The 11,178-nt window shown below is 60.4% G+C and carries 11 protein-coding genes; 1 reads left to right on the plus strand and 10 read right to left on the minus strand.

All coding sequences use genetic code 11. The features are described 5' to 3' along the window. Positions 1 to 44 precede the first annotated feature (44 nt). From add to GEU01_RS01490, 9 genes are all read right to left on the minus strand, one after another. Positions 45 to 1,076 (minus strand): adenosine deaminase, encoded by a 1,032-nt coding sequence (add, locus tag GEU01_RS01450; RefSeq protein ID WP_019084649.1) that lies wholly within the window; start codon positions 1,074 to 1,076, stop codon positions 45 to 47. A 31-nt stretch (positions 1,077 to 1,107) separates the two neighbouring features. Beyond that, positions 1,108 to 2,478, minus strand: a complete 1,371-nt coding sequence (locus GEU01_RS01455) for a sodium:solute symporter family protein (protein WP_019084650.1) — start codon at positions 2,476 to 2,478, stop codon at positions 1,108 to 1,110. Continuing rightward, positions 2,475 to 2,681: a hypothetical protein gene (locus GEU01_RS01460; RefSeq protein WP_019084651.1), complete on the minus strand. Its 207-nt coding sequence runs from the start codon at positions 2,679 to 2,681 to the stop codon at positions 2,475 to 2,477. The genes GEU01_RS01455 and GEU01_RS01460 overlap by 4 nt, the downstream gene beginning before the upstream one ends. Further along, positions 2,678 to 3,268 carry a TetR/AcrR family transcriptional regulator gene (locus GEU01_RS01465; protein ID WP_019084652.1) on the minus strand — a complete coding sequence of 197 codons (591 nt, stop codon included), beginning with the start codon at positions 3,266 to 3,268 and terminating at the stop codon, positions 2,678 to 2,680. Before GEU01_RS01465 ends, GEU01_RS01460 begins: the two co-directional genes overlap by 4 nt. Before the next feature lie 254 nt (positions 3,269 to 3,522). Next, a complete protein-coding gene (shc, locus tag GEU01_RS01470; RefSeq protein ID WP_232272379.1) occupies positions 3,523 to 5,553 on the minus strand; it encodes a squalene--hopene cyclase in 2,031 nt (676 codons plus the stop codon). Positions 5,554 to 5,724: 171 nt separating this feature from the next. Beyond that, positions 5,725 to 6,279, minus strand: coding sequence for a TetR/AcrR family transcriptional regulator (locus GEU01_RS01475; protein ID WP_019084654.1), 555 nt, complete (start codon positions 6,277 to 6,279; stop codon positions 5,725 to 5,727). An 85-nt stretch (positions 6,280 to 6,364) separates the two neighbouring features. Next, positions 6,365 to 7,876 carry an MDR family MFS transporter gene (locus tag GEU01_RS01480; protein WP_026018398.1) on the minus strand — a complete coding sequence of 504 codons (1,512 nt, stop codon included), beginning with the start codon at positions 7,874 to 7,876 and terminating at the stop codon, positions 6,365 to 6,367. Between the two features lie 184 nt (positions 7,877 to 8,060). Continuing rightward, positions 8,061 to 9,005, minus strand: coding sequence for a PDR/VanB family oxidoreductase (locus GEU01_RS01485; RefSeq protein ID WP_019084656.1), 945 nt, complete (start codon positions 9,003 to 9,005; stop codon positions 8,061 to 8,063). 14 nt (positions 9,006 to 9,019) lie between these two features. After that, complete coding sequence (locus GEU01_RS01490) at positions 9,020 to 10,021, minus strand: aromatic ring-hydroxylating dioxygenase subunit alpha (RefSeq protein WP_182356322.1); 1,002 nt, start codon at positions 10,019 to 10,021, stop codon at positions 9,020 to 9,022. 172 nt (positions 10,022 to 10,193) lie between these two features. On the opposite strand from GEU01_RS01490, the gene GEU01_RS22195 reads away from it, so the two are divergent. Next, on the plus strand, positions 10,194 to 10,850 hold the full coding sequence (locus GEU01_RS22195; RefSeq protein ID WP_019084658.1) for a LysR family transcriptional regulator: 657 nt from the start codon (positions 10,194 to 10,196) through the stop codon (positions 10,848 to 10,850). On the opposite strand, the gene GEU01_RS01500 is transcribed toward GEU01_RS22195, so the two are convergent. Then, the coding region (locus tag GEU01_RS01500; protein ID WP_019084659.1) for a transposase at positions 10,838 to 11,178 on the minus strand (341 nt) is incomplete at its 5' end. The two genes, GEU01_RS22195 and GEU01_RS01500, sit on opposite strands and share 13 nt — an antisense overlap.

The following is an 11,178-nucleotide window of genomic DNA, read 5'->3' on the forward strand; positions in this document are numbered from 1 at the left end:
AATGCAGCGCAACGTTCACTTGGAAGCTGTTTGAAAACAGCCTCTCAGTCATCGCGTGATCCGGTCAGTGATCTGATCTGCCGCCTGAAATCGTCCCGCATGGCGTCTTTTTCCATATCCGACAGCCATGTCGCATCAATCGTTTGCAACGACAGGTCCGCCACCGCATGCACGTCCAGTGACAGGACACGGGCCATCGTAACGTACGCCGTCCCGATATCCGTCGCGAACATGGCAGGATCATCGGTGCAGGGAACCATGGACAGGCCCGCCCGGGCCATGGCCTTCAGGGACATCCAGCGCTGTTCCAGACGTTCAGGCACACAGGTCTGCGGACAGACCGTAAAGGCCACGCCACGTTCACGGCAGCGACAGACCAGTTCGGGATCGGCCAGCAGGTTATAGCCATGGTCGATCCGGTCACAGCCCAGCACGTCAAGGCACGTCATGACGTTCCGGGGAGGAGCCTGTTGCAGTGTCTGGTTATCTTCGCACGCATGGGCCGTGCAGCGCAGTCCGGACGCGCGCGCCAGCGCATAGGCATCACGGAACAGTTCTGGCGGTCCCTTGCATTCCGCGCAGTCCATTCCGATGCCGATGACCTCCGCGCGTGGATTGGCCACGACTTCCCGGACCATGGCCATCGCAGCATCTGGCCCCAGTTCGCGGTTGATGGCCGGGATCAGTCGCCCAACCACACCCAGTTCCGTTTGCGCCGCCCGCAGGCCATCAATCAGCCCATCCACCATTGTCGTGTACCTGACCCCATGGGGATAATGATAATCGGGGCTGAAAAAAAACTCAGCATAACGCAGGTTGCCCTGACGGTATCCGTCCTCCATCGCTTCATAGGCTACGCGCGCGAAATCATCACGCGTGACAATGCATTTTCCAATGATCTCAAGCCGGGACAGGAAATCATAGAAATCCACGAAACGGTAAAACGCATCCGGATCGGTGGTGGGCAGTGTGACACCGTTCCTTGCCGCCAGAGACATGACCGTCGTGGCCCGCACCGCGCCCGCCAGATGGCAATGAAGATCAATTTTCGGAATCTTCCGTATAATCGCATCCATATTCACACTCGATCATCCTTTCCGGGCACCGTCATGTAACGCGCTTCCTGCGCCACAGCGGACAGAACACAACCGCACAATTGACAAGAAGCCCCATAAAACCCGGATTGATGCCCCCAACGGACAGGCCACTAGCGAACAGGGCAATCGCAGTGACAGCCCCACACACGACCCCGCCCCCCGCGACACGCGCTGGAACAGGCCGGTCCAGCAGGACAACAAACCATAACGATGCAAACTGGATGCCGACATAACCACTGACGTTCAGCGCTGTCAGCATGATGCCAGGGGCGTGCGTCGTTGCCACCAGCGCCAGGACCAGAAACAGGATAACACCCAGATTGATCGCCCGGCGTGGATGCCCGTGCGCCAGACGGGGCATGATGCTGCGTGTCATCATCGCCGCAATGTTCAGTGATGTCGCGGCCAGAACCAGCAACCCCGCCAGTACCGCGCCCGCCATGACCAATGCCACCACCCATGGGGGCAGCAGCATGCCCGCCACATGGAAAAACACCCCGTTTACATCACGCAGCGGGGGCAATGAACGGATGGCAAAATACGTTGCAAACACCGCAAAGGGATACATCAGCATGTAAAGCGGCATGAACACCATGGCCCTGCGCACCGCCTGCGCCGAACGCGCCGTAAACAGGTACGGTGTCACGGATGGCTGGAAATAGAACCCGACACCCTGATAGACAATCGTGCTGACGGCAAAGACCATATCCGTCACGGCAGGCTGCCGGAACACGACAGGATGGGCGACATAGGTCCCTGTCCCACCATATTGTGCGCAGATCGCCGCCACACCGACAGCCGCAATCCCGAACAGCATCAGGCTGTCCTTGAGAAACGCGACATAGGTCGATGCGCGCATGCCGCCCAGCGCCACGTATGCAAAGGCAATGACGGCACATGCCGCCAGCCCTGCCGCCGGCGCGCCAGGCAGGCCCATCATGCCCAGTGTCGCCCGCAACCCGATAAACTGGAACTGTCCCCACGGCACCAGTGCGGCGATACAGCCCCATGCCGTCAGACGTTCGAAAACGACACTTCCGAAATACCTGCCAAAGACTTCGGGCACCGTACAGGCATCATATCGCCGGGCCCGTTCCCATATGGCGGGACCGACAAAATACCCGACCGGAAATGCCAGCAGAAGATAACCCAGGAACCAGTATCCATAACTGATCCCATGGGTGTAAAGCCCGGCGGGAAAGGCGACAATCGACCCGATACTGTAGATTTCCCCCACTGTCAGGATGAACAGCATGGGCGCGGGCAACGCCCTGTCCGCCACCAGCAGCGTTTCCACCGACAGGTGTTGCGAACGCGACCGGGCAAGGCAGGCCGCGCCAAGCGACAGAAGAACAACGCACGCCACAATCCCTGCCATCATGATCGTTGCTCACACAGCCACAGGCATAGGGATGTCAGCGGGAACCAGGCGAACATCCAGATCAGGATGACCGGAATCCCCATAATCGTCCATGACAGGAACCCCAGAAACGCGGCGACAGGAACAATGGCCACGAACGGGACACCCAGCCCCAGCGCGACACGCCGCCAGTCCGGTCGACCTGACTGACGATCCCCGTTCATGGCTGTCCCGTATCATCATGCCGGCTGGCTTCAGCACGGGTTTCACGCAGGACAAGTTCGATCGCCCAGCTAATGACTGCGCCCGCATCCTTGCCGTTCATGCCGAATTCTTCCTTGAGCGTAAGCCACGACAGCACGTTATCCAGGCAGGCCACGACAGCTTCCGCCCGCCTCCGGGCCGCTGGCGGCACATCGGGCGTGTCACGCCACAATGCCTTGCGCCGGCGAAGCGCCAGTTCATTACGGAACCGGATACGCATTGAACGCCCGATACGGGTCAGGGCAAGGATGCGGGCAAGATTGGGACGGCTGTCGAATTTTTCCGCAGCCGTACGGAAGCCCTGCACCAGTTCCTTTTCATTCGTGCCAGATACCAGACCGAAGACTTCCGAATTCAGCCAGTCACCGGTTGCGCGCAGCAGATCATCGCGTGAGGGAAAATACCGATAGACAGTCCGCAATGACACATCCGCCTTCTTTGCAATGGCGGACGTCGGGACTGTCACATCATCCAGTTCTTCAAGCAGGGCAATGAAGCTGTCGATAATGCGCTGTCGGGTCAGGGCAACATATTCTTCACGTAACATATGACACACGCATGCAGTTATGGCACATGTGTGTCACAATAGCGTAAACGAGTCAATTACGCGCACACATCGTCGCGTTTGCAGTATTCGTGTCGTGACTGACGGGATGATGGCTATGGGACGCGACAGGGATCAGGCTGTCGCAAAGACAGCCTGAAAAGTGCAGCAGGTCGCATCCCGGACCGTTAACCAGAAAAAACGCAGTTCCCTGATCCGGCCACAGGTCGAGAACACGCCCCGACCCGCCGGAAGACCTATTTTTCCAGTTTCATCAGGCGTGACGCACGGCTGAGCGCCATGATCGGGAAAAACTGCCGGTACAGGTCATAACGCAACATGAACGCACGTGAGAGTTCCGCCCCCTGCTGCAACCGCTTTGACAATGCGGGATCATCCAGTTTGATGGTCTGCCCGACCCCGTAACCGGGGAATCCGGTGCCGGTGAATTCCTTTTCATCCCAGCTTCCATCAGGCTGCTGCAGATCGATCAGGTACCGGCAGCCACGGGCAATGGCCCCGTAATCCTGCGGGCGATTGGCCGCGATCAGGCCCATCAGCGCCCATGCGGTCTGCGATGGCGTCGTCACCCCCCGCCCGACCATGGACAGTTCCATATAGGATGCGCAGCTTTCACCCCACCCGCCATTTTCCTGCTGGTGGGCCACCAGCCAGTCACAGGCCTTGGTGATATAGGGCTGGGTCATGTCCTCGCCAATGGCGGCCAGGGCGGGCAGGACCGCGCCTGTCCCGTACAGGTAATTGACGCCCCAGCGGCCAAACCACGGGCCATCGGGTTCCTGTTCAGCACGGATATAGGCCAGTGCGCGCTGGATGGTGGGCATGTGACGCGGCAGGCCCAGAATACCAAAGGCTTCCAGAACATGCGCCGTCACATCTACGGATGGGGGATCAAGGGCTTCGCCAAAATCACAGAACGGAATTTTTGACAGGATACTGCGATTATTGTCCTTGTCGAACGCGCCCCATCCGCCGCATTCGCTCTGCATGCCGATCAGCCAGTTCACCCCACGGCTGATGGCTTCCTCCACTCCCCGTTTCTTCCATTCCTCGCGGTTGCGGCACGACGAAAGGGCGATCAGGGCAACGGCGGTGTCATCCGTATCGGGATAGCGGTCATTGGCATATTCAAACGCCCAGCCACCGGGTTCCACGTCCGGCAGCTTGATGGACCAGTCACCCTTTACACGCACCTGACGGTCCAGCAGCCAGCCCAGCGCCTTTTCCATTTCCGGCGTGAACCGGGTTTCGCCATCGGCATCATGCAGGGCCATGATCGCCAGCATGGTATCCCATACCGGGCTGTTCGTGGCCTGGATCCAGCTTGCATCGCCCCGGTCATGCCGCCAGCCGGGATCATTCAGGGCGGACAGCGCCTTGGCCATCACGGGGTGGTGGAACTGGTAATCCTCCCCATGCAGCGCCATCAGGCCATACACCCATGGCGGCTGGATGCCACCCCATCCACCATCGGCATCCTGATGGCGGATGATCCATTCCAGCATGTGCCGGATCGCGGCTTCACGCAGGGTATTGCGCTTGAGGAATCTGGACTGCAGCCAGTGCAGGCCCCGGTCCGTGGTGCGGAAGAACCGGCCCCACAGATCGCGTTCACCCCTGGCGGGCAGTTCATAGTCAAAATTTGCACGCCCCCCCGGAAACAGGGCATCCAGACGGTCCTGCGGGCGCAGCGGGCGGGCAGGCCTGCGGGCGGACAGGATGGCCAGCGGCACCAGTGTCGCACGCGCCCACTGCGCGAAGTTGTAGATGGAGAAGACGAAGTTGTTGGGAAACCAGATGACTTCAGGCGGCAGGTTTGGCGTCTTTTCCCACGGCCATTCCCCGATCAGGGCCAGCCAGTACCGCGTGAAGACACGGATGTTCTTCAGCCCGCCCTTGCTGGCAATCCATGTGGCGGCCCGGCTTATCGCCGGATCATCGGCGGGATAACCAAGGGAGCGCAGGGCGGCGTAGGATTCGACGGTAGCGTTGATGTCACCGTTCCCGGCGCCATAATAGGTGCCCCATGACCCGTCCTCGCGCTGCATTTCCAGCAGGGCCTTGCCCAGACGGAGGCGCAGCGGGTGATCTTCAAGGCCGAGGAACCACAGGGCCAGGCACCATTCCGCCTCCATGGAGGCATTGGACGCGACCGGGCCAACCCAGTGGCCATCGGGCTTCTGCTGCCCGATCAGCCAGTCACAGGCAGAAGAGATGGCATGGGACAGGCTGTTATCCATCGCCCGCAGCCCTGCGGCCGCAGCCATGCCTTTTCCGCCCCCGTTCACGGACTGAATGCCAGCAGCGGGAAAAGTGGTGCCGGAAACGGTGTTGTCAGAAGATGTGGCTGTCTTTGTTAACGGGCGACTTTCCCTGGTCATGTTTTCCATACCTGTGTGAAATGTCATGGAGGATTTGAATAATCCTGCGGGCCTGAATTATGGCGTGCAGGGGTCGGACAGGATCAGCCGCTGAAAATCGGCAAAGGTGGTTTTCCACCATTCCTGATCCATTTCCAGAAAACCTAGGCTTCTTAGAAAAAACGCTCCTTCAGCAGCAAATATCGCGGTGCGGGCCTGACGCGCTTCCCGACAGTCAGGGTCGCTCCCGTTGAACCATCCTGCGTACCATGCGCGTATCTTCTGTAAATATTTTGGCGACTGAAGCAAGGTGACAAGCATGCCGGCCATTCTGGCCTGGGTTGTATCATCGATCTGGCTGATGGTCAGGACATAGGCGCGGGCGCGGTCAATGATACCGGCATCAGGTCCGATATGCCGGGCGACACTGGCATCGAATGCCGAAAGCCAGCGGTCGATCAGCGCGGTCATCAGGTCGTCCTTGCTGCCGAAACAGTACTGCAGGCCGCCCTTGGTAATGCCTGCCTCCCTTGCCACGGCGTCCAGCGTCAGGGCGGCCACGCCCTCGCGGTGGACAAGCTGTTCGACACAGTCCAGGACGTTTTCGCGGTCGATGGTTCTGGGACGCGCCATGCGGTGCCTCTGCCGTTTCAATCCAGTCGTATGGAAATAAAACACGCACAATCATCCTGCAAGCCGGAATCAGCACCCCCCTCTGTCAGGCGGATGGCCGCCGGTTCCGCACCATAAGCCCGACAATCATGAGGAACGCCAGAAACATGAAGCTGCTGCTGACACTCAGGCTGGCGCTGATCGCAGTCTTGTAGGCCTCCCTTACCTGCAGGCGCATTTCAGGCGACAGCCCATGGACGGCCGCCATGCCCTTTTCCAGAAATGCGGTCACATCAATCTTTTCCGGCAACGCATGCAGCCGGTTCTGCAATGTCAGCGCCATGACGCCACCCGACAGCGCCACGCCAAGGGATCCACCAAGTGACCGGATGAAGGACATCATGGCGGTGGCGATTCCCAGCATGCCGGGTGGCACGGAATTCTGGATGATGACCGTTGCATTGGGCATGCTGATCCCCATGCCCACGCCCAGCCCGCCAAGGCTGAGCAGGAAGAACAGCGCGGGCGCGCCATGATGGGCGCACAGCGCGATCAGGGTCAGCGCCGTAAATTCGATACCGACACCCAGCGCAAGCAGCGGCGCGTAACGCTGCGTCCGCGATGAGACGTATCCCCCCACCACCGAACTGACCATCATCGTGCCGACCTGCGGCAGCATCATCAATCCCGATATTTCCGGGGTCTGCCCAAGGACAAGCTGGTAATAGAGCGGCAGGAAAACCAGCGACCCCATCATCGCGAAAGACATAATGCCGGTGGCCGCGACACAGACGGAAAAACTGGCAATGCGCAGCAGGCCCAGACTGACCAGGGGTTCAGGCGCGCGCCGTTCCTGACGGATGAACAGCACGAAAAACGCCACGCTGGCGCCAAGCAGCGCGAATGTCAGCGGAGATGTCCACGCAAGCGTCGTGCCGACCGAATTGAACAGCAGCAGGAAACCCGCCGTTGCCACACCCAGCAGGGCAGCCCCGGCATAATCAATCCGGGGCCTTGCCTCGGCCCGGGCCGCAGGCAGGCCCAGCATGACCAGCGCCATGGCCAGGCCACCGACCGGCAGGTTGACAAGAAACACCCACCGCCACGACAGCGCACTGGTCAGCACGCCCCCCAGAAAGGGGCCGGTCACGCTGCTGACCGCGAACGCACCGGTAAACAGGCCCTGATAACGCCCGCGCTGCTGTGGCGTGACCATGTCGCCGATCACCGTCTGTGACAGTGTCATAAGTCCGCCTGCCCCGATACCCTGCAGCCCGCGGAACACGATCAGCTGCCACATGTCCTGCGCCATGCCGCACAGCAGGGACGCGGCAAGAAAGGCCCCGATGCTGAACGCCAGCAGCGGCCTTCTGCCAAACATGTCGGACAGCTTGCCATACATGGGCGTGGCGATGGTGGAAGTCAGCATAAAGGCCGTAACCACCCACGACATATGCGCCAGCCCCCCAAGGTCGGTGACAATGGTGGGCAGCGCGGTCGAGACGATGCTCTGGTCAAGTGCCGCCATGACCATGGTCAGGATCAGGCCGCTGAAAACAAGGATACGGGTCGCGGGCGTATAGGCGGAAACGGTTGCCACCGTGGGAGAAGGCTGCACGAAAGGATCCTGTAACGTCAAAAACCGATCATGCAGCCAGCCATGCGGGGCAGGCAAGGCAACGTCCCTGATCGTGCTGAATGAAAAGCCCGCCCGTAAAGCATCCAGCAAATCATGAAGGCGTTTCTGGTGAAGCTTTTTTGAAAAAAGGCGGCACCCGGGAACTTTTATTTTTTACAATTCCTTACATATCCAGCGTCAGGGACGGACTGCGGCTGCGTGAACAGCACAGGGCAATATGACCACCCTGTTCGTCTTCCGTCAGGACCATGTCCCGGTGGTCCACTTCACCGGACAACAGCGGCACGACACAGGCCCCGCACATGCCCTGTTCGCATGACAGCGGCACGTCCACCCCCGCCGCAAGCAGGGCGGAGGCGATGCTCTGCCCCGCCGGGACGGCCACGGTCTGTCCCGATTGCGCCAGAACCACCTCAAACGGCTGATCCGACCGGGCATCGGACGTTTCCGTGGGCCGGAAATATTCGGTATGGATCTGATCCGTCCGCCATCCTGCCGCGACGGCATGGGCATAAACGGCATTCATGAATCCATCTGGCCCGCACAGCATGATGGCCGTATCGGCACATGGCGTACCCAGCGCATCGGGATACCCGTCTTTCAGGCTGGTACTGAAGCGGACCTGCGCTGCATAAGGGGGCGCGCGCAGCATGTCCCCAAACGGCGCGTGTTCGGGCGCGCGGGCGTAATAATAAAGCTGCCAGTCCGCGCCGTTACGCTGCAACCGCGCCATCATGGACAGCAGCGGGGTCACGCCAATTCCGCCTGCGACAAGAATGTAACGTCGTGCCCGTGGCAGGGGAAAGGCATTGCGGGGACTGGATATCTGCAGTTCCATACCCTGCCGGACCTGCGTGCACAGTGATTCCGACCCGCCACGGGAATCCGCTTCGCGCTTGATGCACAATTCATAGGCGGAGGGATCATCAGCCGATCCGCACAGGGAATACTGCCGGATCAGGCCCGAAGGCGTCATGACATCAACATGTGCGCCGGGTTCAAAATCAGGCAGGGCGTCATCACCGGCGCGCGCAACCAGACGCAGGCGGACGCACCCGGCCCCTTCCGGCGCGACATCATCAACAAGAACGGGAAACAGGGAAGACATGGGCCATGTTTCCTTCAGGCCGTAAAGAACTGGCTCAGCCCCATCGTGCGCAGGGCACGGCGATAGGCGATCGAACTGCGGTCGGCCATCACGTGCGCCTCCAGCGTCGGGTCCAGTGGCAGGTTCTCCGGCTTCTGGGCTTCGACCAGCGCGCGATCTTCCTCGAACACTTTCAGGTTGAAATCGTACACATCCTGCAGCGGCAGGTCCCTGTCGAAGTTACGGCACATCGGTGCGAACATGCGTGTCTGGCGGGCCGATACGGGTGACGCCGCATTCATGATGACAAGACGGCCGTTATCGGGAAAATGGATTTCCAGCGTCGCGGTAAAGGGTACATGCACCCGGAAATGCCGCAGCCATTCAAAACCCGGCCGCCCGCGATCGGATTTGCCGATGGGGTAGTTGCCGACGCTGCTGCGGTATTCGGCTTCGAACCCATCCGGCGTGATGCGGGTCTTGTATGGTGGCACGACAGGGTTTTCAGGATCGGCAAAGGTATCGGTATGGACGAAGGCGAAATGCGCCACGTCAATGAACCCTTCGACCTGCCTGCCTGCAAAACCGGCGATATCGATCCACGGGCAGTTGATCTGCTGGAAGGCCGGGTCATTCCAGTGTGGCATGGGGGGAATGGCGACCGCATCTCCCTCCGGCCGCAGGCAGGTCCAGATCAGGCCATAGCGTTCCACCGCCGGATAGGTGCGCAGGTTGAGCTTTGACGGAATGCCGCTGTCGGGATGGGCGGGCACCCTGACACACTTCCCCTGCCCGCCAAAACGGAACCCGTGATAGGCGCAGGCCACGGTCTGCCCGTCGCCCTTTCCCATGCTGAGCGGGACACCACGATGGGGACACAGGTCATCGGCAATGACAATATCCGCACCCGCCCGATAGACCACCAGCGGCGCATCCAGCAGGGTCACGCCCAGCGGCTGTTCGCCCAGTTCACGCACAAGCGCTACGGGATACCAGCACCGGGCGAGGATGTTCCAGTCATCCACGTCAAACGTCATGGTGCGGGGCAGGCTGTGGGTTGTGGCGGGACGGGTGCTGGCGGCGGTGGTCACGATCGGTTCTCCTGAACGGGCCGGGGCTGCCCGGCGGCTTTCAGAAAGATCATTTCACACGTGATGCGCTCTCAGATATATCATAATTGATCATTTTCCATTCTCGAAATGAGAACGCATGCAGCCTTTTTCCCGCTTTCTGGTCTATTTCCTGGCTGTCGCGCGCCACCGGTCCATCCGCAGGGCGGCCGAGGAACTGCACATTGCGGGGTCCGCCATCAACCGGCACATCCTGCTGGGTGAAAAACAGCTGCAGACCCCGCTGTTCGAACGCCTGCCCACGGGCATGCGCCTGACGGCGGCGGGCGAACTGCTGTATGGCTGTGCGCGGCGCTGGGTCAGGGAGCTTGATGACCTGAGCCGCCAGATTGATGACCTGAAGGGCATACGTCGCGGTCAGGTTGACCTGCTGGCGCCCGAGGCGCTGTCGCGCGCCTTCCTGCCCGAACTGGTCACACGCATGAAACACAGCCATCCCGGCGTGGTGCTGAACCTGAACATCCGCGATAACCGGCGGATCCATCATGCCCTGCTATCTGGCGAGGGCGATCTTGCCCTTGTGCTGGACCCTGAAGAGATGCGCGACCTCACGATCCTGCGGCGCATGTCCTTTCCGCTTGGTTTCATCTGCCGTCCCGACCATGCGCTGGCGCGGCATGCCGCTGTCCGGCTGACGCAATGCGCGGATTATCCCATGGTGGCGCCGGAACAGCCTCTCGCGCTTTCGGCTGTCTTCTCGCGGCTTATACCAACCGTTGATTGCTATAACCCATGAGCCCAATTGCGCAGTCCGATTGACATGATGCGCCATGGTTGATTGACGAGCTGGTTCCAGGCATGGCAGGCGATATCAACGATATCGTCATAGGTTCTGAAGATCCTGTTTGAGAGCCATGTATTGCGCAGGAACTGCCAGAGATTTTCCACCGGGTTCAGTTCAGGAGCCCGGGGAGGCAGCGGGAGAATGGTGATATTGTAGGGAACATCCAGCTTCTGACTGGTATGCCATGCGGCCTGATCCACAATGAGGACGGCGTGAGCGCCCTGCGCGACCGTGCGTGAAATCTCCGCGAGATGGAGCTGCATGCCGTGCAGGTTGCAGA

The organism is Komagataeibacter europaeus LMG 18890, from assembly GCF_000285295.1.
GTDB lineage: Bacteria > Pseudomonadota > Alphaproteobacteria > Acetobacterales > Acetobacteraceae > Komagataeibacter > Komagataeibacter europaeus.

What these genes read in the sequence shown, in the direction of transcription:
- add (WP_019084649.1), bottom strand. Translation starts at nt 1,076, where the DNA reads ATGGATGCGATTATACGGAAGATTCCGAAAATTGATCTTCATTGCCAT.
- GEU01_RS01455 (WP_019084650.1), bottom strand. Translation starts at nt 2,478, where the DNA reads ATGATGGCAGGGATTGTGGCGTGCGTTGTTCTTCTGTCGCTTGGCGCG.
- GEU01_RS01460 (WP_019084651.1), bottom strand. Translation starts at nt 2,681, where the DNA reads ATGAACGGGGATCGTCAGTCAGGTCGACCGGACTGGCGGCGTGTCGCG.
- GEU01_RS01465 (WP_019084652.1), bottom strand. Translation starts at nt 3,268, where the DNA reads ATGTTACGTGAAGAATATGTTGCCCTGACCCGACAGCGCATTATCGAC.
- shc (WP_232272379.1), bottom strand. Translation starts at nt 5,553, where the DNA reads ATGGCTGCGGCCGCAGGGCTGCGGGCGATGGATAACAGCCTGTCCCAT.
- GEU01_RS01475 (WP_019084654.1), bottom strand. Translation starts at nt 6,279, where the DNA reads ATGGCGCGTCCCAGAACCATCGACCGCGAAAACGTCCTGGACTGTGTC.
- GEU01_RS01485 (WP_019084656.1), bottom strand. Translation starts at nt 9,005, where the DNA reads ATGTCTTCCCTGTTTCCCGTTCTTGTTGATGATGTCGCGCCGGAAGGG.
- GEU01_RS01490 (WP_182356322.1), bottom strand. Translation starts at nt 10,021, where the DNA reads ATGACGTTTGACGTGGATGACTGGAACATCCTCGCCCGGTGCTGGTAT.
- GEU01_RS22195 (WP_019084658.1), top strand. Translation starts at nt 10,194, where the DNA reads ATGCAGCCTTTTTCCCGCTTTCTGGTCTATTTCCTGGCTGTCGCGCGC.